Origin of the sequence: Ensifer sp. R-19 (assembly GCF_049905105.1) — a bacterium.
In the GTDB taxonomy this organism is placed as follows: Bacteria; Pseudomonadota; Alphaproteobacteria; order Rhizobiales; family Rhizobiaceae; genus Ensifer.
This window is the reverse complement of sequence record NZ_CP184571.1, coordinates 392325-413460: the sequence shown is the minus strand read 5'-3', so window position 1 is coordinate 413460 and position 21136 is coordinate 392325. Positions and strand designations below refer to the sequence as shown.

Below are 21136 nucleotides of genomic sequence, written 5' to 3'. Positions count from 1 at the left end.
CCACACTTAGCTGCGCGATCAGCCTAAGGCAAAAGACCATGAATGCGGGCCTCGAAAACCGCCTCGGTACGAGAGCCCACGGCGAGCTTTTTGTAAGTATTCTTTATGTGGCACTCCACGGTGAACCGTGACAGGCATAGCACGTTGGAAATTTCTTTGTTGGTGAGCCCCTTTGCGACCATTCCTAGAATTTCGATCTCGCGCGTCGTCAGGGCCGGGCCTTTTGCCGACAGCGATGCGCCAGGGGGCGATGCAATGGTGTTCATCATTGCTAGAATGCGTTTGGCGACGAAGGGATCGATGGGGGCGCCGCCTCTCAGCGAACTGCGGATCGACAGGCTGATCTCGATATCGTCCCGCTCTTTCAGCAGATATCCGATAGCACCCGCCTGCAGCGCCTCAAGGATCACCTGGTCGGAACTCCAGGCAGAAATGACGATGATGGGTAATGCAGCATCTTGCCAATGCAGTTCCCGGATCAACTCGATACCGTTGCCGTCTGGCAGACCGATATCGACGAGGACCATCGCGAATGGCTGGTTCGAGAGCTGATGACGCGCCTCGAGCATGCTGCCGGCAAATGACAGGGCAGTCGCCTCGTAGCCGAGACCGACCAGTATGGTGTACAAGCGCTCATGCATCACCGGTTCGTCTTCAACGACAAGCAATGGGCTCGGCACTAGCGGGCCCGGTGCGTCGAGAGATAGATCTGTCGTCATCACCCTACCGGCCGCATGAGAGTAGTGAGGAAGCAGCAATACCCATAATTGCACCAGACGGACACCCTGAGATCAGATGGGGTGGGGCGGTTCAGGCTATATTCGCTTCGGCAATCTTCGAGGATCTCACTAGCATGGAGGTAGCTGACGAACAGGTGCTCGTTGAGGCATTCGCCGCGCAAGCGTCCGTTGAAAGGGCCTTATGAGGCCGAATGCCAGAAGACTACCAATCTGCTTGCCGTGCTTCTCAGCTTTGGTTGCTGGCTTGGTCGAGCACAGGCTCAGCAAGAACTAGGCTTTGGTCGAACGCTTCGCCAATGCAGCTAATGGCATGTCCCAACAAGAAATCGAACTCTGTGTGATACAGGCAGAGGCAATTGTCGCCGCCAAAAACCGGGCCTAACCTTTGCCCTTCAGGCATTCCACTCGATACATTATGCGATTCCGGACGCACAAACCGGAAACAAACTGGGCACATGAACCGCTAACATTACGCAGCTTGTCTCAGTTGCCCTGGCGGCAAGCGGGCGAGCTACAGGCGGCGCTGGCGCAAAGAGCAGTGGAAAGTGCGCGACTTGACAGCGGACGAGCAGGACGACGCGCTAATAGGCTGGTCAATCAGGCATGTTCTTTACGATGGAATCGGCTCGTCTTCCGTGCTGCAGAATCTTTTGCAGATTGTCCTTCAAAAGACCGCGTAGCTCGTCGAGTTCATCGCGAATATCGTCCGGCAGCACGACCGGCGTAAGCGCATCATTCAACTCATCCGTCAATTCGACTGAAAGCGCCGCGAAATTGTTCACGAAGTTGAGGGGGTTCTTGATCTCGTGAGCAATGCCGGCAGTCAATTGACCGAGCGAGGCAATTTTTTCGGTCTGCACCAGACGATCCTGTGCCCCGCGCAGATCGTCGAGAGATTCGGCGAGAAGTGTGGTGCGCGCCTGCACCTCCTCAAAAAGCCGTGCGTTTTCTGAGAGTTCGCGTCGGCTGCTCGGCGGTCAAACGGCACTGTAACGCGCGTCGTACGTGACATGCTTCACCTGGCGGCGTGCACCGCGGGGAGCCTAGCCAGCCACGAGGAGACTCGGGCTTCATTTCCTGCTCCGCTGACATCATCAGGGATTCACAGCCGAGCCGCAATGAACTCGGTCATGGAGTTTCGCTCCGATATCGAAACCGAACCCGGCGTGCCTGAAGCCGTCAAGGAGATGGCGCGCATCAGGGGATACCGAAGCATCATCGTGGTGCCCATGCTTTGCGAGGGCGTCGCCGTCGGCACGATCGGTGTTTCGCGCGCCGAGCCGGGGCCTTCAGCGATAGCCATATCAACCTTCTGAACAGCTTCGCCGATCAGGCCGTAATCGCTTCTCGGTCGCTGCGGAGCGCAGTTGCTGCTCAAGGTCGCCAATCCTGCGCTTCAGTTTGACGTCCATGTTAAACCGTGCTGGATGAGAACGGAGTGACGATAGCTGCGGGCTCACTGCCCGCAACGGCTGGCCCCCAGAGCAGGCTCTCGGGCGGCCTTGCCAGAGAAAGGCCGTTCGTCTTGCAACCGCGATATACAAGGTCAATGATCTCGTTTTTCGCCGGTAACCGGCTCGCAGGGCTCACCACACAGAACTGCAGCTCGACCTCGATCGCCGTCGCATCGATCGCCTTGAGCGCGATGGCCGGCGGCGGAACCTTAACGATGCTCGCACAGCCTTGCAGAATACCCAGCATGACCTCCTCCACGAGGGACGGCGCGTGAGTTGCGGCAATGCGGACGACAAACGCAATCCAGTGCGTTTCGTCAGGACGGCTGAGGTTGGTCACACCCTGCTTCGCCAGGACGCTGTTGGGTACCACCACCACATTATGCGCGCTCGTCAGCAGATTCGTCGAGCGCCAGTTGGTTTCGGCGACCCGCCCTTCCGTTCCGTCGCTGAGCCGGATCCAGTCGCCGACGACATACGCCCGCCCCAGCGTAAGCGCGATCCCCGAAAAAACGTCGGCAAGCGTATTCTGCAGCGCCAGACCGATGATGACGGCAACCACGCCCGAGGTGGCAACCAAAGGGCCTATTGGCGCGCCGAAGACGAAGCCGACAATCGAAAGTGCCACGCCGAGATAAACAACGGCGACGATCAGATCCTGTAGGAGATGCGCCTCCCGCGGCCTATGGTTGAGGCTGATATAGATATGAACGAAGCCGATGAGCGTCCACGCAAGATGGGTCCACCAAAGAATCCTCGCGGACTTGGCAATCAAGACGCCGGTGCCCTGGAACTCGGCTTGATCGAGCCTGTAAGGTGAAATTCCGCCTAGGCCGAGCACGAGACTCATTGTGGCGAAGCACAGAATTTGCACGATCAGGCGCCCGGTCGGACGGCGCCGCCCTTGAATGTGCCATACGAGAATACCGGCAAACCCCAGAATATTGATCAGGAGGAGCGGCAGGGAATGATCTTCGTCGAACATGGCACTCACCAGCGATGATTTTTAACGATTGGGAAAGGGGCCAAATGCGCAGACAGCGGCTGGCCCTTTGCCTACTTCTTGATCGGGAAGGTCAGTTCCTTTTGGCTGCTGTCGACGACGAAAACAGCCAGCAGCTTGGCGGGCTTGGTTTTGCTGGCATTTTCGCTGACACCATGGCGATCGCCCGGCATTTCGGAGAAGCTTTCGCCCGCTTTGTAGACCTTGGCCGGCGCCTCGTTCACCTGGCTGCGAATGGCGCCCTCCAGCACCGTCGCATAAATGAAGGCCGAGTTGGGATGCGTGTGCGCTGAGGAAGAACCGCCGGGACCGTATTCTACAAGAATGCCTTTCATGCTTTTGCCCGGAACATTCGGTAATTCATGCTCGTAAACCAGCGTAACCTTTGCGTCCTTGCTACCGGCATCAGCAACTGCGACTGCGGACAAGAGAGCACTCACGGTAAGGGCAGAGAAAATTAACTTGATCATAGAGAAACTCCTTTCGAGGTAGGAAGGTGCGCCGCCATATGGGACGCATTGCGGCTCGGTCATTTCCGCGCAGCGGTTGCGAACCACTGCTCGAAGGAAATGCGGCCGATGCGAGGATTGTTGTCGGAGACGAGCGAGCCGTCCTCGAGCTTGGTGCCGAAATAGAGGGCTTCGGGATCGGCGACGACCTTGCGGGTGTCGCTCATCGCCTTCAGGTAGCGAGCGACGAAATCGCCAAGCCGAGCTCGCTCGGGGCCGGAAATCTCAATGATGCCGTTCACTGGCGCCGCAAGGGCCGCATCCGTCACGAAGTCGGCGACGTCATCGGAGGCGATCGGCTGCAAAAAGCCGGTCGACAGGTGGGTCGTGTCGCCGACCGTGCCCGCCTGGGCGATGCCACCGAGAAATTCCATGAACTGCGTCGAGTGGATGATCGTATAGGGAATGCCGGCGCCCCTGACGATCTTTTCCTGCGCAACCTTGGCGCGCATGTAGCCGCTCTCAGGCAGGCGGTCGGTGCCTATGATGGAAAGCGCGATGTGGTGCTTTACACCAGCGGCCTTTTCCGCCGCCGCCAGATTGCGGCCTGACGTCTCGAAGAATTCGAGCGCGGCTTTGTCCTCGAAGGACGGCGAGTTTGTGAGGTCGATAACGACGGAGGCCCCGGCGAGCGCCTTGGCGAGACCTTCACCCGTGATCGTGTTGACGCCGGTGTTCGGAGCGGCGGCAATGACTTCATGGCCTTGCTTGCGAAGGCGGTCGGCTGTCTTCGAACCGATCAGGCCGGTTCCGCCGATGATGACGATTTTCATGAACTTCTCCATTTTTGCGGCCGCTTTGCGCACCGCACTGTTCATTCGTTTTTGAATGATTGGTCGAGGATCGGGCCGGCCCTGCCGGTTCTGCAAATCCACTCAGATGAGCCGGGGCGTGGCCTTAAAGGGGGCCGTGCGCCGGCTCACTCTGGTGCAGCAGGCGGTTAGTAGTCCCAGAAGACCGGCACCCAACGGAAGTGTTCGCCGTCGGCAGCCACATGGCCGACAGAGGGGAACGGCATATGAGTGGCCACCAGAAGCTCGCCGGTCTCGGCCAGCTCCCGCAAAAGACGAACGCGGACGCGGGCAGCTTCTTCCGGGTCGTGTTCGAAGCCATTGAACCAGTCGGGGTGATCGAAGCCGACCGCAAACACCGCATCGCCAGCAAACATCAGCCGGTCTTTACCCGATGCAACGCGGACCACGCTGTGCCCGGGTGTGTGGCCACCAGTTCGAGAGACCACCACGCCTGGCGCCACCTCGTACTCATCGTCGAACAATCGCAGGTGGCTCTCATATTCTTTTCTGAACTGCTTCGCAGCCGCCCGAAGAGCGTCCGGGAAGCCGGGCGGCATGGACACGTGAGAGAAATCGGGTGACTCCCAGAATTTGACCTCTGCCGTCGCCACATGGATCCGAAGGTTTGGACGGAGCCGCTCCTTCACCCCGTCGACGAGCAGCCCGCCAACGTGGTCCATATGCATGTGGGTCAGCACCACGTCGGTTACGGATCCAAGGTCGATGCCGGCGGCTTCCAGTCGCTTGATCAATTGCCCAGCTCGAGGCAGGTTCAATTCCGGGTCCAGCCCCAGGCCGGCGTCGATGAGGATCGTCTGCTTGCCGCTGCGCACCACGACCACGTTCAGCGCCCAGTCGAACGCGTCCGGTGGCAGGAACATGTGGTTCAGCCAGGCCGCGCGCTCGGCCGGATCGGCATTGTGTCCCAGCATCTTCGTCGGCAGCGGCAGCACGCCGTCACTGATCACCAGCACCTCAATATCACCGATCTGCACCGCGTAGCGCGACGGGACCAGTTCGTCGGCGCCTGTTCTCCCGACGCGTGAGTTGTTTTCCAAGCTCATGTTAGTCTCCTGCTGAGCAATCGAACGGGGTTTTGTTTCTGTCTGCGACATGATGCGCTCCTGTTTTGCGTGATCGAAACGTGTCGGTTACAAGCCACGGCGCGGATTTTATGTTGAGGCACGTTTGGCGGTCGATCCGGCGGGAGAAGAGGAAGGGCCATACCTGAGGATAGGGTAGCCTATGCTTTCAGGGCGGCCATTGATCTGTGACACGCGCACCTTGAAGAGCTCCATTAGTTTGGGATCGAAGCGCTTGGCAATTCAGGCCTCGACGGCGAGGAAGCGATGCCGCCATCTTCCTTGCGAATATGCTCAACCCTCTGGTCATCTTGCCCCCGCGGGAGCGTCCTCCCGGCCAGATAGGTGATCCGCCATACCGTGAATAATTGGTGATCCGGGCACCCTCTTAGCCACGACCCGATCGCAACCAATTCGCCGACTAACATCAGATGGAGCTGAGCCTTGCCAATCGATCAGGTTTCACCGCTGTTTGGCCATCCAATCCCATACTTAGGCAATGCAAGGGCCTGTCCTACGCAGAGCGACCTCAAACCCCGCGCATTCTCCAAGCGTAAGCAACCGCGCGTTAGGAGAAAGCAGATGTTCAGAACCATCAAGGCCTTTGGCCCTTGGCGCCGTGATCGCCACATTGACCGTCGCCAGCGCACAGTCCCAAGATCACGATCTCAAGTCGAGTCGACAATCGTTCTCATGGCGCTTTTGCCGAATCCTGAAGCTGGGATCGCCCGCCTGACCAAGGATGGCTATGTGGCGATCGCGGCAGCCAACCCGCTTCGCAGTGTCGCGTCGGATGCGGTGTCCGTCGCGGCGGTCGTTCGCGCCATCGACCGGCCTGGGGTTCTGGTCGGCCACTCGTACGGTGGACCGATCATCACCGAAGCGGCAAAGGGCAATCCGTAAGACTGTCATGGTCGACGGGGCTCGCACGCGCTAATGGTCTCACATACTGGCGAGGTTATCGAAGAAAGCGGCATCCGCTCGCCGAACGGAGCGTCACTGTCGGTGTGGAGAAGTTTCGCCCCAAACGAAATCGCGGCGTGATTCTTGACTTAGCCCGGACGGCGTTCAAGCGAAGCGCTCCACAATCCGAACAAGGGGGCATGCCATTGTTGCGAAAATCGGCGCATCAAACGATGCGCCGGCTATCTATCTACAAATACTGAGCTCAGTAGTCCCACCAGACCGGCACCCACCGGAAGAGGTCGCCGGCCCCCGCGACGCGACCCACGGACGGGAACGGCATGTGCGTTGAGATCAGCCAGGAGCCATTATCTGCAAGCTCGCGCATGAGCCGAAGACGAACGCGCGTGGCTTCTTCCGGATCATGTTCGAAGCCGTTATGCCATTCCGGATGATCGAACGATACCGGGAAGATCGCGTCGCCGCCGAACATCAGCCGTTCCTTGCCAGACTTCACGCGGACGACACTATGTCCGGGCGTGTGACCGCCTGTACGGCTTACGGAAACGCCGGGAGCCACTTCGGCCTCGTCCTTGAAGGTGCGTATCTGGTTGCCATAGACATTCATGAAATCAAGCGACGCCTTGCGGGCCAGCGCGGCGAGTGTCGGCGGCATAGCGGTGCGGGAGAAGTCCGGCGACTTCCAGAATTCGGTTTCAGCGGCACAGACGTGTACCCGCAGATCGGGACGCATCTTCTCCTTCACACCTTCGGCAAGAAGCCCGCCCACATGGTCGAAATGCATGTGGGTCAACACGACATCCGTAACATCCCCGAGATCGACGCCAGCCGCCTCCAGCCGGTGCACGAACTGTCCTGCACGCGGAAAGTCCGGATATTCCTCGCCGAGGCCGCTGTCGATCAGTATCGTCTGCTTCCCGGTGCGGACCACGACCGCGTTGAGTGCCCAGTCGAAGGCCTCCTTCGAAAGAAATTGATTATCCAACCAAGCCCCACGGGTGGCTGGATCGGCGTTTGTTGCCATCGATTCAGCCGGCGGCGTCAGTACACCGTCGCTGATCACCATTACGGCGATATCACCGACTCGCACCGCGTAGCGCGATGGAACCGGCTCGCCGGGTCCCGGCTTGACCTGCCGACCCGCCGGTCGAGATGTTGCTTCTACGTTCGACATAATACGCTCCAATTGTAGGTTTTGAGGCGTGGCAATCACGGGCCACGTAGCGAACTCTAGGTTCGTGAATTTTGCCGGTCAGCTATGCGTAAGTTTGGATAGGGCAATCAAAAAGGATTGTTCCCTAAGACATCTCAAACGTCAGCGCGGCTGAATTGCTTCCTGCACCGTAAGGAAGTCTCCGACGTCCTCTACTATTCCGACGATCACCTTATCCCACGCGGTCAATCGTTGTCGTTCATATCGGCTTCGCTCGTCATCAAGGCCGACAGACCTGCTGTCTAGGCGTCCGATCCGATCAGCTAAACTTTCGCACAGTCCGCAGATGCTTTCGGCCAATAGTTTTTTGGGCCGCCGGTCGCCATCCTCTTTCGCATTTCAATCATCGTGAAGGAAAAAATATGCAGAACCCATTGCCTGTCGGCGTTACACGCCGCGAAGCCCTGCTCGGCAGCCTCACCGCTGGTATCGCAGTGGGCTTGCCCGCGGTTGCCGCCGCAAAGACTTCGAAGCAGCCTCTCCCCGCCACCATCAGTCACGGAAAGCAAGCCATGAGCACGATCACCACCAAGGACGGCACAGAAATCTATTACAAGGACTGGGGCACCGGTCCGATCGTCACCTTCTCGCACGGCTGGCCGCTGAACTCCGATGCGTGGGACGGCCAGATGCACTTCCTCGCTCAGCACGGCTTCCGCGTCGTGGCGCACGATCGCCGTGGTCATGGACGCTCCAGCCAAACGGCGTCGGGGAACGACATGAACGGCTATGCCGACGATCTGGCCGCCGTTATCGAGGCGCTGGATCTCAGGGACGCAACGCTGGTCGGTCACTCTACCGGCGGCGGCGAGGTCGCCCGCTATATCGGCCGGCACGGTACGAAGCGCGTCGCCAAGGCCGTCCTCATCGCTGCTGTGCCGCCGGTCATGGTTAAATCGGCGACCAATCCGGAAGGGTTGCCGATCGAAGCGTTCGACGCGATCCGCGCGGGCCTCGTCAAGGATCGCTCGCAATTCTACCGTGACCTTGCCCCACAATTCTACGGCGCTAATCGACCCGGCTCGAACGTTTCCCAGGGCATGCTCGACCAATTTTGGCTCTGGAGCATGCAGGCGGGTCTCCTGAACGCCTATGAATGCGTCAAGGCATTCTCGGAAACCGACTTCACCGAAGATCTGAAGAAGTTCAATGTGCCGACGCTCGTCCTGCACGGGGAGGACGACCAGATCGTTCCGGTAAAGGATTCCGCCGTCAAGTCTGCTCGGCTGATCAAAGGCGCCAAGGACATCTACTATCCCGGCGCCCCGCACGGCATTACCGCCACGCATCAGGACCAGGTCAACGCCGACCTGCTCGCCTTCCTTAAGGCTTGAATTCGCTACGGATCGCGGAGCAAACCGCCGTGCTCCGTCCCGTCCAGAACTGGCGCGGCCTTGCCGCGCCAGTTCCTCGATCCCGTGGTCCGATCGACAGCCGCACTGCAGTGGAACAAGGTCAGCCGTCGACGGACTTCGACGAGGATGCCACGCCCTTGCTGTTTTTGGACTGAGACAAAAACATCCAAGCGTTGTCGGATATCATTGAGGCTTGACAGTTTTTCACCAGGGTTGCCAAGCGACGGTATTCCCGCCAATACATGGATTTCCATAAGTTGCGGCCGTGCAATGGCGCGAATAGGGTGCGACAGGGGATCGCTGGCGCTGATGTCGAGACTAGCCATTCGACATGCTGGCGCCGCCCAAGCTTTATGTTCCCTGCAGGAGTCGCCGATGACGCGTGTCTGGTCGAACCGCCCCCAACTCCTGCACCTGGGTCTGTTTTTTGTGGCCTATGTCCTGGGTTGCGGCTTCGCGCAGGCTCTTGCAATCGTTCCTGGAACGGGCATTTCCATCTGGGCTCCGAGCGGGCTGTTCATCGCCACCCTCATCCTTGCCCCCATGAAGAGTTGGCCATGGTGGGTGATAGTGGGTGGGCTGGCTGAGCTACTCGCCAATGTCCTTTGGTTCCATAGCCCGCTGCCTGCAGCCTTCCTGATATATGCAGGCAATGCGCTCGAAGCCGTGTTCGGCGCGTGGGTCGTGAATCGGGTCCTAGGCCGACCGGCTCGACTGGAAACGCTGCAGGAAGTTCTCCTATTCGCCGCACTGGGCGCGGTGGCTGCGCCAGTCGTGAGTGCTACGCTGGGTAGCGCGACGCTTGCCTGGTTCGGCATATTTTCGCAGGCCTTCTTTGGGGCGTGGCCTCTCTGGTGGATCGGGGATGCGGCTGGGATCTTGATCGTCGCGCCGCTCGCGCTGGTCGTAATCGAGAACTGGAACGGCAAGGCCAAGCTGTCGGCTGCGCGATGGATTGAAGCGTGCGTCCTGGGACTGATTCTTCTCGGCGTAGCGGCCCTTTCTCTCGGCGGCTACCTGCCTTTCGCTTACATCATCATGCCGCCGCTGCTTTGGGCTGCTGTGCGCTTCGAATTCAAGGGGGCTGCCGTTACTCTCGCCCTGCTCGCGGTGATAGCCGCGATCTTCACGATATCCGGCGCCAGCCAGTTTGCCGGAAATGTGGAGAATCAGCGCCACAACCAGATCATGCTGCAACTCTTCCTCGCGATCTCGGCCTTTTCGGCCTTGGTCGTGGCCGCCATATCGCGGCAGCACCAGCTCGCGTTGCTGACATTGCGCGAGAGTGTGGCGGCCCTGCGCGATCGAGAGCGGGAGCTCTCGCAGATCGTGAACATGGTCCCAGTCCACATCAGACGGCTGACGCCTGAAGGCGAGCCGACCTTCTTCAACAAGCGCCTGGTGGATTTTTTCGGGTTTGACCTGCAACAGTTGAAAAGGCCGGGCACAAGCCAACTGGCGACAAACGTCGAGACTCTTGTCCATCCGGATGATGCGCCCAGTCTATTGCAGGCGGTGCGCTACGCCGTCGCCACAGGCGAATCATACTCGATGAAATATCGCATGCGTCGCGCCGACGGCGTGTATCGCTGGGTTGACGGCCGGGCGGAACCACTGCGGGACGACAGCGGCAAGATCGTGCAATGGTACGCAATCTCCATCGACATCGATGATGAGGTGCGCGCACAGGAAGCCTTGCGCGACCGGGAGCGCGAGCTTTCGCAGCTTGTGGACGCCTTGCCAGTCCACATCTGGAGCTGGACGCCTGATGGCAAGCTGGCCTACGTCAACAAGCGATCTTTGGAGGATCTCGGCCTTACAAAGGCGAACTTCGAAGAAAGTGTCCGGGTGGCGCAAAAGCTGGTTCATCCCGAAGATGCCCCCGAGGTGCTGCGAGCGTCAGCCAACTCGCTTAAAACTGGCGACGCCTTCATGATGCGGTATCGCCGGCGTTGGAAAGACGGCAACTATCGCTGGATGGAGGCGCGCGCGCAGCCTCTGCGCGATCAAGACGGAGCGATCGTTCACTGGTATCAGGTATCTATCGACATCGACGATCAGGTGCGGGCCGAAGAAGCGCTGAAGAGCAGCAAGCGGCAATTGGAACAAATGATCGACGCCATGCCCTTCAATATCCTGAGCTTTGCCGCTTCAGGCGATATGACCTACACCAGCAAGAGATATCTCGACGACGTTGGTTCGCCGACGGCGGACATTAAAGACTTCGATGCGCTGGCCCGAGACGTGGCCCACCCAGACGACTTTTCAACAATGTTTCAGAGGGCGATGGATGGCTTTGCAACCGGTCAGCCTTTCGTGAACCGGTTCCGCCGGCGCAACAAACAGGGCGTCTATCGCTGGATAGAGGCGCGCGCACAGCCTCTGCGCAACGCAGATGGCACAATCGTGCAATGGTATATTGCTTCGATCGACATTGAAGACGAGATGAGCGCACAGACCGCGTTGCGCGAGAGAGAACGCTTCCTTTGGCAACTAGTTGAAACACTCCCGGCGATGATCGATTGTGCAGCGCCGAACGGCGAACCGGTCTATCGCAGCCAGCAACTGCGCGAGTTCCTTGGATATGAACTGGAGGAACTGGATGGGAAGGCTAAATCGCGTCTGAACGGCACGCTCGATGCCGGAGTTCATCCCGACGATGTGGCGGGCGTCAAGGAGCAATATGCCCATTGCCTGGCCACCGGCGAACCCTATCGCAGAAAGCACCGCCTGCGGCGCTTCGATGGCGATTATATCTGGGTCGAAACGCGCGCCGCGCCGATGCGGAAGGACGATGGCACCATCGTGCAATGGAACGTCATCTGCCTGGATGTGGACGGCGAGGTCCGCGCGCAGGAGGAGCTGCGTCTAGCGCAAGAACGGCTTGCGCGCGCCAGTCAAGCTGCGAGCCTCGCGGAGCTGTCTGCCTCCATCGCCCATGAGGTGAATCAACCGTTGGCAGCGATCGTTGCCAATTCGCATGCGTGCTTCCGCTGGCTCTCGGCTGAGCCCGTCAATGTTGCGCGCGCCAAAATCACCACCGAACGGGTCATCCGAGACGCCAACTCGGCGGCGGAAGTAGTCAGCCGTATTCGGGCCCTCTTCAAGCAATCCGTGGAGGATAGAGCCAGCCTGGCTCTCCCCGGCGTCATTGCAGAAGCATGCAACCTCGTGGCTGGGGAGGCGTTGCGTCGTCGCATCCGCATCGACATCAACGTGGAAAGTGATCTTCCGCCTGTCGCTATTGACCGCATACAGATCCAGCAAGTGCTGATCAATCTCATGCGCAATGGCATGGAGGCAATGGAGGACGTCGCAATGGAAAAATCGGTCACCGTGCGCGCCCATCGCGTGGGCAGTGAGGTGCAGACCGAAATAGGCGACCAAGGAAATGGCATCGAGTTCCCGGATCAGATCTTCGAACCCTTCTTCACGACGAAAGCGAACGGAATGGGCATGGGGCTTGCCATCTGCCGCTCTATCGTCGAGGCACATGGTGGACGTTTGCGGGCCGAGAAAAATGAGCCGCATGGCGCGAGGTTCATATTCACCTTACCAATCATAGGGAAAGCGGCACCATGACGACGGATGATCCTGTTGTTTTCATCGTCGATGATGACCAACGCATCAGGGAGGCGCTCGGCGAGCTCCTGGAAACCCACGCCATGCGCGCCATCGCGTTCGGTTCGGCGGGCGATTATGTGGACGCCGAGAAACCGGATCTACCGGCCTGCCTGATACTCGACTTGGAATTGCCCGATATTAACGGCTTGGAACTACAAAGGCAGATTGCCGACGGCGATCATCCGCCGATCGTCTTCATTACGGGCTATGGCGACATCCCCTCCTCGGTGCGGGCGATTAAGCACGGTGCGGTGGATTTTCTCACCAAACCGTTCAGCGACGCGGACCTTATGACTGCGGTGTATACGGCAATTTCCGTGGATCGGCGAAACCGATCAGAGCGGGCTGAACTCGGCATGCTGAGACAACGCTATCTCGAATTGACGCCACGCGAACGGGACGTACTGCCGCTCGTCGTCAGTGGCCTGCTCAACAAGCAGGCGGCATCACAACTCGGAATCAGCGAAGTGACACTGCAAATCCATCGGAGGAATGTAATGCAGAAAATGGCGGCAGCATCGCTCGCCGACTTGGTGCGCATAGCAGAGCGATTGGGGATACCAATCACCCATTCGCGCCGTGCGGGAGGAAACTGAGCATGGACAAGACAAGACCGACCGTCGCGGTGGTTGATGACGATCCTCGGTTGCTTGAGTCGCTTGAGGAGCTACTGGAATCCGCTGGATATGCAGCCTGCTGTCTCCGCTCGGCCGAGCACCTTCTCGCCCGCGGCCTCGCGGACCTGGACCTTCTGATCACCGATATCGGCATGCCGGGCATGAACGGCTTTGAACTTCGTGACATCGTCAACAAGGAGCGTCCAGAACTACCGGTGTTTCTGGTTACCGGCCGCCACGAGATCGGCGACCAACGCCGCGCCAAGGGCGTGGACGGTCTTTTCCGGAAGCCATTCGACGCGCCTGCCCTACTCAACGCGATAGGCGAAGCTTTTCAGAAATCGACTAAAGGAGGGTGACATGAGAATTGACCAGCCGCTCCGGAGATCGCCACCGCCCCCGCGGCAGCAGAATGACACAAGTGAGCCCATCGTTATCATAGTTGATGACGATGCGGCTGTTCGTGAGGCCTTGTCGGAGCTGATCCTCTCGGCGGGCCTGAAGCCCCTGAGCTTTGCCTCGACCCGTGAAGTGCTCGACGCCGACATACTGGACAGGCCCGGCTGTCTGATCCTCGATGTGCGCATGCCGGGAGCGAGCGGCCTTCACCTGCAGCGCCATCTGGCGGAAAACGGCAACGCGAAGCCGATCATCTTCCTGACCGGACACGGGGATATTCCGATGACCGTGCAGGCTATGAAGGCGGGCGCCGTCGACTTTCTTACAAAGCCAGTGCGCGACCAGACGCTGCTCGATGCAGTAATAACCGGCATTGCGCTCGACGCCGCGCGACGGGCCAACGCCTTAATCGTCAGTCGCAACATTGAACGCCTGGAGACGCTGACGCACCGGGAACGCGAGATATTGCGCGAAGTCGCACAGGGGCGGCTCAACAAGCAGATCGCCTTCGACCTCGGAATAAGCGAGGTCACAGTCAAGCTGCACCGGGCCAACGTCATGCGCAAGATGGGAGCCGGGTCGATCGGCGAGTTGATCAGGGCTTGGGAGACCCTGCCCATGGTGATGCGTGAGGCCAGCGGCGCCCGGTTCTCTCGCGATTGATCCCGCTTAGGGATACCGACGCCGCAGATCGTAGCGCCGAACGTTCGCCTGCGGAAGGTTCGACTGCGGCGAGCTCGTCCGCGTCCCAGGCGCTCGTAAGTTCGGCACAACGCTCGCGCCGCATCAAGCGAAGATAATTTCATAGGCGATCAGAATCGTCCGCGGGCGACCGTTCTTGGTGATAATCAACGTTTCGCGTATCGCTGCATCTCCGGATTGGTGATCTTGAAACCGTGCCCGGCGGCAAGCTCGACAGCGAGCGCGTTGTAGCGATCCGTGCCGTTGATCGTCAGCGAGCCCCATTTCTGTGAGGCGACTTGCATCGGTCCCTCCAGTGTTGCAGACCAGCTTCAACCTCAAGACAGAGGAAATAGCGCTTCACGCCGCAAACAAGCTGGTCGTGAGCCTTTTCATCTGTGCAGCGCTGCCCGCGGGGACTACAAGCCGGATAGCGACCTCGATTTGAACCGGTCGCAAGGCCAAGATATTCTTTTCAAACTTGTAAGGCCATCAGGGAGGGGTTGCGGGACCCGTCGATGACTTTGGTTTTCTGCCTAACGTCGTGGGGGCTCGACCTCAACGATGGGCGGGCTGTCACTCGGAAACAACCCTTCATTGTGAATGCCGCGTGAATTTTCCCCGGAAGTGCCGAAGTAAAATTCCCCACTTATGCCGACGTGGACGCCAAGGAGAACTGAGGATTTTTCGGCGGTCGTCCTCGTGGCTTTTGCGGCGGGGCGAATGCCGGCGGGGCAATGAGGGCTTTGGAGCGGACATGCTCCGGCATAAGTTCAGCATGCTGCCGCAACCGGTAGCTGGATCCTTCGATCTGCACGACAACGGCGTGGTGAAGCAGTCTGTCGAGCAGCGCCGTTGCGACGACAGGATCTCCAAAGACATCGCCCCATTCTGCAAAGCCGCGATTGGACGTCAGGATCATTGCACCTCTCTCGTAGCGGGCGTTGACGAGCTGGAAGAACAAATTGCCGCCACCGGCGATGACCGGGAGATACCCGATCTCATCGACGATCAGCAGACTTGGCCTGCAGAAGAAGCGGATGCGTTCTTGCAGCCGTCCCTCGCGTTCGGAACGGGCGAGCGAACCGATCAGGTCAGCGAGCGTCGTGAAGTACACGCTCTTTCCAGCTTTCACGGCTTCGACGCCCAGCGCTGTGGCAAGATGGCTCTTTCCCGTTCCCGGTGGGCCGAGGAAATGAACTGCTTCGTGACGGTCGATGAACCCAAGCTGCGCCAGGGTAAAGATGCGATCTCGGTCGAGCGAGGGTTGGAACGTAAAGTCGAAGCCGGCTAGCGTTTTGATCGTTGCAAGCCTGCCCATTCGCAGGGCGGTCTTGATGCGGCTGTTCTCGCGCAGCGTCAGTTCCTCGGACAGGAGGATGTCGATGGCTTCAAGTGCCGATAGTTCACCGTGCTCGAGGCGGCGCACGACATGGTCGAGAGCTTCCAGCGCCCGTGGCATCTTCAGGCCGACGAGATCATGACGGATGCGATCGATCATGGACGGAATGGCATCGAGGGTCGCGCTCATGGGCGGTTCTCCTGTGCCAGGACTTTGCCGACAGCGTCGTAAAAGGCGAGGGGTCGCTGATGTGACCGTGTCGCCGGCAGGCTTGACGATGATGGCGTCGTCCCGTGTCCTGGACCGATGTTGCGGCATGAGTGCTCGTCGATGGTCAGGATGAACCCGGCGCTGTTTACGACCCTCCAGGACAGGATGGGCTGCGATCAGGATGCCGTTCTCGAAGATGCGGACCTCGTCGGCGAGAGAATGGACTTCCACCATGCGGCTTCGTGTCGCATCCGGAACGCTGTAGGTGTTTCCGCCGACGCTGACCATACCTTCCCGCGACACGCGGCGCTCCAGCTTCAGGACGGATTTGAACGGGGCCAGCGGTAATGGTCGCAGGTGCGGCCGTTCCTCGGCGAAGGCTTCATTGATGACGCGCAGGGGCGTGGCGTGCTTCCTTGGATTGGCGACGGTATCCAGCCAGTGCCGAAGCTGAGCATTCAAATCATCGAGGTTACGGAAAGAGCGGGCGAGGAAGAAGTCTTCGCGAATATAACGGAATGGCCGCTCGACCTTGCCCTTGGTCTTGGCACGATACGGTTTGCATGCCTTGGGATGGAATCCGTAATGGCGCGCCAGGTCTATGAGGGCACGGTTATAGACGATGCCCTCTGTCTGGCCTTCACCGATGACGGCCGTCTTCATCCGGTCGTAAAGCACTTCCCGCGGAGCACCACCAATGGCCTCGAAAGCCGCCATATGGCAACGCAGGACGGTCGGTAGGTTCTGATGCATAACAAAACGCGCCCAGATGAGGCGGCTATGGCCCAGCACCATGGAAAACAGCCAGACGATCCTCGGCATCATCGGCTCGTCGGTGAAAACGACGTGGAACTGGGCGAAGTCGACTTGGGCCTGCTCTCCGGGCGGCGTCTCGAAACGAACTTCGAAGCCCTGACTTGCAGCAGGGCGCACATCACGGAGAAAATCCGTCACCGCCGTGTAGCCGCCGGTATAGCCCCTCTCGCGCAGTTCTCGAAGCAATCGACTGCCAGTCAAACCGGGATAGGATTTGATCCGCTCCCGCAGGTATGAAGCGAACGGGTCGATAACCGTTGCCCGAGGCTTTCTTGGACCATAGGCCGGAGCCTCGAGGCCCCGCTCAATGTATTTGCGCACCGTCTTGCGATCGATGCCCGTTTCTCTGGAAATTGCCGACACCGTCAGGCCCTGCTGATGCAGATCCAGGATCATGATCGTCTCCCTCAGCTTGATCACCAAAATCCCCCTTCCGACCATCGGAAGGAGTATCGGCGATGACGCGCCGCCGGTCTTCCGGGGCGCGCCCCGGAAGACCGGCGGCGTCGCTAAACTGGGGAAAATTCAAACGGCACTTCTGGGGAGTATTGCTCCGGTACTGACACTTCATTCAACGCGAGCAATACTTGAAGCGGTTTCCGATATGCGATTCCGAAGCCAAATGTGTGCTTGGTCGCTCGTGTGACGCGGATGCCAGAACATGCGCTCGTGGATGTCTGGCAGTGATAGTGGCGGTTCAAAACCAGCGATACCGGGCACGGCGAGTTTTTGGATTGCTCGTTCCAAGACCAGGCTAATCAAGTTGGTCCCGCGAAGAAGGAACGGGACGAGCACGAAGCTTTCCACCGTTGCTGCGATTTTCCGATTCACGCCCGCACGTGCGAGGTGCTGATCGGCGAGATTGAACTGGCGGTCCATACCTATCCCGTAAGCTAGAAACGGAGCAGCCAGAAATTTTTCCAGCGAAAGCGTTTTCTCGCCCCCGATGAGTTTGTTGTCACAATCCGCCGCACACAGCCATCTGTCGAATATTAGAGGCTCTGACGGAAACTCGCTATCGGGTAAGAGTTCGCTGGGTTCAATGACCACGTCCACGCGATCTTCGACCAGCATTTTTTCCGTTTCTCGTGAGCGCGGAAGAAGGTGAATCGTCACATTGGGAGCCTCTGCCTCCAACCGTTTCACGAGCGGCGACAACAGCACTAGAACGGCGTAGTCCGACGCACTGATCGTGAACGTCCGCTTGTCTACGAGGGGATCGAATCCGCCTTGTTGCATGAGCGTTTGCTGGATTTTACTGAGCGCGTCGCGAAGGGGTTCGATAAGGTTTTCAGCGTTCTGCGTAAGCGCGAGTTGTCGACCCACCCTCACAAGCAGCGGGTCGTGAAAGATTTCCCGCAGACGACTAAGGGCCGCACTGGTCGCAGACTGACTAAGACCAACGATCTCACCCGCGCGACTGACGCTCTTCTCTCTCAAAAGCGCGTCCAGCACGACCAGAAGGTTCAGATCGACAGCGCGAAGGTTCATCGGGTGCTCCGTCTAGGTATTGATGCGGTGGATAGATAGCTTCCGAATTATCGATTGGACACAATACGACAGAACGATAACATCACTGTCAACAAAAACAACAGCAGTGGGAACAGAGGTCGCAGTAGTACATCGAGTGCGACTCTGCGGAATTCTAGGTAATGCGAAAATTGCACATGCGCGAGGCAAGTAACGCTCGTGCAACTGGAGGAGTCATGCGCAATTTTACGAATGAAGATCTAGCCCTGTGCAATGATCGACCCGAGGAATATTGCCGGAACTGGGAACTGGACGCGGGTCCTGACACCGTTGCCTTCCGCTCGGCAATGCGCAAGGTCGTCGGTGGCGTCACGGTCATCACCACGCTGCACGAGGATCGTCCGTGGGGCATGACGGTCAGTGCATTCACTCCCGTCTGCATGGATCCCCCAACACTGCTGGTTTGTGTGAACCGCGATACCGTCACAGCGAACTGCATCACAAAGCTGCAGCGGTTTGCCGTCAATGTCCTGAGCCAGGATCAATTGGCAATCTCGCAGTTTTGTTCGCGGCCGCGCGAAGACAAGTTCGTCGAAGAGTTCGTAGTTCCGCGATGCGAACATCCGGACAGGATCCACATGCCGGTCCTGCAGAATTCTCTCATCACATTCGATTGCAGTGCGACGGCAACCCTGGTGGTCAACAGTCACTTGGTCGTGATGGGCCGGGTGACCTCAGTTCTCGCCCCAACTGCCAAAAAGCCGCTTCTTTATGGGGAAGGACAGTACATGCATGGCGTCGAGCTGCAGATGGCGGTGGCGTGATGGAAACGTCGGTCGAATCATCATCGGTCGCAGAGCAGCTTTTGGCTGCCTACAACGGTCACCGGTTGGACATTGTCTCGCAACTTTATGCCGAGAACGCGACGCACGAAGATGTAGCACATGGCAGGCCCAAAGTGGGAGGCGTTGCGATCGCGGACGGCTTGCGCAAGTTTTTGGGCTGGTTTCCCGATGCCGCTTGGGAGCTTCGGTCGATCATCGCGGGTCAAGGCCACGAAGTCGCCGTCGCCTACACACTTACCGGCACGCTTCAAATGTCAATGGGGCCCGTGGCACCACGCGGTCAGAGGATTTCGTTGCGCGGAATACAGGTTCTCAAGATCGAGAACGGCAAGATTCAGCGCAGTGAAGACTACTGGGACGCAACGACGTTCCAGAAACAACTGAGTTTCAACACTCCGGAGGAGAAATCATGAGAACGGGCAAGGAATACCTTGAGTCATTGCGCGACAATCGTCGGGTGTACGTCGGCGGCGAGCTCATCGACGACGTGACCACGCACCCCAAGACGCGCGGCTATGCCCAAGCGATTGCCGAATATTACGATCTGCATCTTGATCCCAAGAACCAGGACATCGCCACGTTCATCGACGAGAAGGGCAATCGTCAGTCCATGCACTGGTTCCTGCCGCGTTCGAAGGAAGACACCGTCCGCAGACGCAAGTACGCCGATTTCATCTTCCGCCACTTCAAGGGTGGCATCTTTACCCGCCCGCCAATGGGCATGAATTGCGTGATGTTCACGCAGGTCGACGACCAGGAGCCGTGGGCGAAGAACTCGCGGTTCAAAAATGGTCATCGCGATCTGTCAGGCAACATTCAGCGTCAGTGGGATGAAGTCACCAGCAAGGATCTGGCCATTTCGCCGATGTTCGTCGATGTCCAGTTCGACCGCAGCAGAACGGACGCACTGGGCGAAACGCCGATGCTGAGCATCGTCGAAGAGACGGACGAAGGCATCATCGTAAAGGGATGGAAAGCCATCGGAACTTCAGTCCCATTCGTCAATCACCTTCTGATTGGCAACCTGTGGCGGCCTGGTCAGACAGCAGAACAGACCATCTACGCTCTCGTACCGATCGCCACCAAGGGCCTCTCGATCGTTGCCCGCGAGTCACGCGTACAGCCGGATGCAGATCCGTATGATCGTCCGTTGGCAACGATCGGCGATGAACTCGACGCGATGGTTTACTTCGATGATGTCCTGATTCCGTGGCCGCAGGTCCAGCATGTCGGCAATCCGGATCATGCCAAGTGGTATCCCCAGCGTCAGTTCGACTGGGTTCATCTCGAAACACAGATCCGCCATTGCGTTCATGCCGAACTGATGGTCGGGTTGGCGTTGCTGCTTACTCAATCCCTCGGCACGAGCAATAACCCAGTCGTCCAGTCGCAACTCGCCGAGCTCATCAGGTTCCGCGAGACCTGCACGGCCTTCATGCTCGCCGCCGAAGAGACAGGCTTCGCGACACCTGGCGGGCTGTTCAAGCCGAACAACATCTATATCGATTTTGGTCGCGCCCACTATCTCGAGCACCAGCCCAAGATGGTCAATTTGTTGATTGAGTTCTGCGGTCGTGGGATCGTCCTGCAGCCGACCAAGCGTGAGCTTGACGACCCGTACATCGGTCCCAAGCTTGCAGAGGCGCTGCGTGGGCCTGAGATCAGTGCCTACGACCGTATCAAGATCTTCCGCCAGATCAGCGAGCGCTTCCTGACGGAGTGGGGCACGCGCCACGAGATGTTCGAGAAGTTCAACGGCACGCCGCTGTATCTGATCAACCTGCTCACGATGCAGCGGACCGAATATCACGTGGACGGCCCGTTGACGGCGCTCGCCCGTGAGGTGCTCGGCTTCGGCGACACTGCCGAACTGGGCAAGCGCGCGCAGGAAGCCGAAAAGAACTCCCACTACGCCAACGTCCGCTTCCAGCCCGAGTATGCACGGGCTCAGGACGTACACGAGGGCTACATCGGCTCGTCGGGCGAGCGGGTCAGCGTCGACGCTGCCTGACAAGGACTGCGTCGGCGTCTTCGGTCGCCGACGCGAGGCCCGCCGCT

21 protein-coding genes and 3 pseudogenes are annotated in these 21136 nt (G+C 58.9%); 9 read left to right on the top strand and 15 right to left on the bottom strand.

Annotation, left to right across the window (positions count from 1 at the left end; all coding sequences use genetic code 11):
* Positions 1 to 23 precede the first annotated feature (23 nt).
* The 8 genes and pseudogenes from ACN9MO_RS32430 to ACN9MO_RS32395 form a co-directional block, all read right to left on the bottom strand.
* Positions 24 to 719, bottom strand: coding sequence for a response regulator transcription factor (locus tag ACN9MO_RS32430; RefSeq protein WP_425988381.1), 696 nt, complete (start codon positions 717 to 719; stop codon positions 24 to 26).
* Positions 719 to 901: a hypothetical protein gene (locus ACN9MO_RS32425; protein ID WP_425988378.1), complete on the bottom strand. Its 183-nt coding sequence runs from the start codon at positions 899 to 901 to the stop codon at positions 719 to 721. Before ACN9MO_RS32425 ends, ACN9MO_RS32430 begins: the two co-directional genes overlap by 1 nt.
* 441 nt (positions 902 to 1342) lie before the next feature.
* Positions 1343 to 1690 (bottom strand): annotated as a pseudogene (locus tag ACN9MO_RS32420) (histidine kinase dimerization/phospho-acceptor domain-containing protein); the annotation flags it as partial.
* A gap of 152 nt (positions 1691 to 1842) precedes the next feature.
* Positions 1843 to 2043, bottom strand: coding sequence for a hypothetical protein (locus ACN9MO_RS32415; RefSeq protein WP_425988375.1), 201 nt, complete (start codon positions 2041 to 2043; stop codon positions 1843 to 1845).
* Between the two features lie 110 nt (positions 2044 to 2153).
* Positions 2154 to 3179 carry a mechanosensitive ion channel family protein gene (locus ACN9MO_RS32410; RefSeq protein ID WP_425988372.1) on the bottom strand — a complete coding sequence of 342 codons (1026 nt, stop codon included), beginning with the start codon at positions 3177 to 3179 and terminating at the stop codon, positions 2154 to 2156.
* 71 nt (positions 3180 to 3250) lie between these two features.
* Positions 3251 to 3667, bottom strand: coding sequence for a cupin domain-containing protein (locus ACN9MO_RS32405; RefSeq protein ID WP_425988369.1), 417 nt, complete (start codon positions 3665 to 3667; stop codon positions 3251 to 3253).
* Positions 3668 to 3726: 59 nt separating this feature from the next.
* A complete protein-coding gene (locus tag ACN9MO_RS32400) occupies positions 3727 to 4479 on the bottom strand; it encodes an SDR family oxidoreductase (protein ID WP_425988366.1) in 753 nt (250 codons plus the stop codon).
* Between the two features lie 167 nt (positions 4480 to 4646).
* Positions 4647 to 5615 carry an MBL fold metallo-hydrolase gene (locus ACN9MO_RS32395; protein ID WP_425988363.1) on the bottom strand — a complete coding sequence of 323 codons (969 nt, stop codon included), beginning with the start codon at positions 5613 to 5615 and terminating at the stop codon, positions 4647 to 4649.
* 549 nt (positions 5616 to 6164) lie between these two features.
* Between ACN9MO_RS32395 and ACN9MO_RS32390 the strand changes: the two genes are divergently transcribed.
* Positions 6165 to 6485 carry a hypothetical protein gene (locus tag ACN9MO_RS32390; RefSeq protein ID WP_425988360.1) on the top strand — a complete coding sequence of 107 codons (321 nt, stop codon included), beginning with the start codon at positions 6165 to 6167 and terminating at the stop codon, positions 6483 to 6485.
* Positions 6486 to 6750: 265 nt separating this feature from the next.
* On the opposite strand, the gene ACN9MO_RS32385 is transcribed toward ACN9MO_RS32390, so the two are convergent.
* Positions 6751 to 7680, bottom strand: coding sequence for an MBL fold metallo-hydrolase (locus ACN9MO_RS32385; RefSeq protein WP_425989364.1), 930 nt, complete (start codon positions 7678 to 7680; stop codon positions 6751 to 6753).
* Between the two features lie 401 nt (positions 7681 to 8081).
* Between ACN9MO_RS32385 and ACN9MO_RS32380 the strand changes: the two genes are divergently transcribed.
* Positions 8082 to 9053 (top strand): alpha/beta fold hydrolase, encoded by a 972-nt coding sequence (locus tag ACN9MO_RS32380; RefSeq protein WP_425988357.1) that lies wholly within the window; start codon positions 8082 to 8084, stop codon positions 9051 to 9053.
* Between the two features lie 5 nt (positions 9054 to 9058).
* Here the strand turns inward: ACN9MO_RS32380 and ACN9MO_RS32375 are convergent, their stop codons facing one another.
* Complete coding sequence (locus ACN9MO_RS32375; RefSeq protein WP_425988354.1) at positions 9059 to 9400, bottom strand: hypothetical protein; 342 nt, start codon at positions 9398 to 9400, stop codon at positions 9059 to 9061.
* A 49-nt stretch (positions 9401 to 9449) separates the two neighbouring features.
* On the opposite strand from ACN9MO_RS32375, the gene ACN9MO_RS32370 reads away from it, so the two are divergent.
* From ACN9MO_RS32370 to ACN9MO_RS32355, 4 genes are read left to right on the top strand one after another with little or no spacing between them, the layout of a single operon-like run.
* Positions 9450 to 12656 carry a PAS domain-containing protein gene (locus ACN9MO_RS32370; protein WP_425988351.1) on the top strand — a complete coding sequence of 1069 codons (3207 nt, stop codon included), beginning with the start codon at positions 9450 to 9452 and terminating at the stop codon, positions 12654 to 12656.
* The gene (locus tag ACN9MO_RS32365; protein WP_425988348.1) at positions 12653 to 13294 is read left to right on the top strand and encodes a response regulator transcription factor; all 642 of its coding nucleotides are present in this window, start codon (positions 12653 to 12655) and stop codon (positions 13292 to 13294) included. Before ACN9MO_RS32370 ends, ACN9MO_RS32365 begins: the two co-directional genes overlap by 4 nt.
* 2 nt (positions 13295 to 13296) lie before the next feature.
* Positions 13297 to 13674, top strand: a complete 378-nt coding sequence (locus ACN9MO_RS32360) for a response regulator (protein ID WP_425988345.1) — start codon at positions 13297 to 13299, stop codon at positions 13672 to 13674.
* Between the two features lies 1 nt (position 13675).
* Positions 13676 to 14377, top strand: a complete 702-nt coding sequence (locus tag ACN9MO_RS32355) for a response regulator transcription factor (RefSeq protein WP_425988342.1) — start codon at positions 13676 to 13678, stop codon at positions 14375 to 14377.
* On the opposite strand, the pseudogene ACN9MO_RS32350 reads toward ACN9MO_RS32355, so the two are convergent.
* The 5 genes and pseudogenes from ACN9MO_RS32350 to ACN9MO_RS32330 form a co-directional block, all read right to left on the bottom strand.
* Positions 14310 to 14587, bottom strand: a pseudogene (locus tag ACN9MO_RS32350) (hypothetical protein); the annotation flags it as partial. The gene ACN9MO_RS32355 and the pseudogene ACN9MO_RS32350 overlap by 68 nt on opposite strands.
* Positions 14563 to 14700 carry an LPD7 domain-containing protein gene (locus ACN9MO_RS32345; RefSeq protein WP_164829399.1) on the bottom strand — a complete coding sequence of 46 codons (138 nt, stop codon included), beginning with the start codon at positions 14698 to 14700 and terminating at the stop codon, positions 14563 to 14565. The gene ACN9MO_RS32345 and the pseudogene ACN9MO_RS32350, both read right to left, overlap by 25 nt.
* Before the next feature lie 344 nt (positions 14701 to 15044).
* Positions 15045 to 15926: an IS21-like element ISRel3 family helper ATPase IstB gene (gene istB, locus ACN9MO_RS32340; RefSeq protein WP_425988338.1), complete on the bottom strand. Its 882-nt coding sequence runs from the start codon at positions 15924 to 15926 to the stop codon at positions 15045 to 15047.
* Positions 15923 to 17183 (bottom strand): annotated as a pseudogene (istA, locus tag ACN9MO_RS32335) (IS21 family transposase). The gene istB and the pseudogene istA overlap by 4 nt, the downstream one beginning before the upstream one ends.
* Before the next feature lie 147 nt (positions 17184 to 17330).
* Positions 17331 to 18254 (bottom strand): LysR substrate-binding domain-containing protein, encoded by a 924-nt coding sequence (locus tag ACN9MO_RS32330; RefSeq protein WP_425988335.1) that lies wholly within the window; start codon positions 18252 to 18254, stop codon positions 17331 to 17333.
* Between the two features lie 215 nt (positions 18255 to 18469).
* Between ACN9MO_RS32330 and ACN9MO_RS32325 the strand changes: the two genes are divergently transcribed.
* The 3 genes from ACN9MO_RS32325 to ACN9MO_RS32315 are packed head-to-tail and all read left to right on the top strand — an operon-like array spanning position 18470 to position 21089.
* The gene (locus ACN9MO_RS32325; RefSeq protein ID WP_425988332.1) at positions 18470 to 19057 is read left to right on the top strand and encodes a flavin reductase family protein; all 588 of its coding nucleotides are present in this window, start codon (positions 18470 to 18472) and stop codon (positions 19055 to 19057) included.
* Entirely contained in the window at positions 19057 to 19491 is a 435-nt protein-coding gene (locus ACN9MO_RS32320) for a nuclear transport factor 2 family protein (RefSeq protein WP_425989299.1), read from the top strand. Before ACN9MO_RS32325 ends, ACN9MO_RS32320 begins: the two co-directional genes overlap by 1 nt.
* A complete protein-coding gene (locus tag ACN9MO_RS32315; protein ID WP_425989297.1) occupies positions 19488 to 21089 on the top strand; it encodes a 4-hydroxyphenylacetate 3-hydroxylase family protein in 1602 nt (533 codons plus the stop codon). Before ACN9MO_RS32320 ends, ACN9MO_RS32315 begins: the two co-directional genes overlap by 4 nt.
* Positions 21090 to 21136 lie beyond the last annotated feature (47 nt).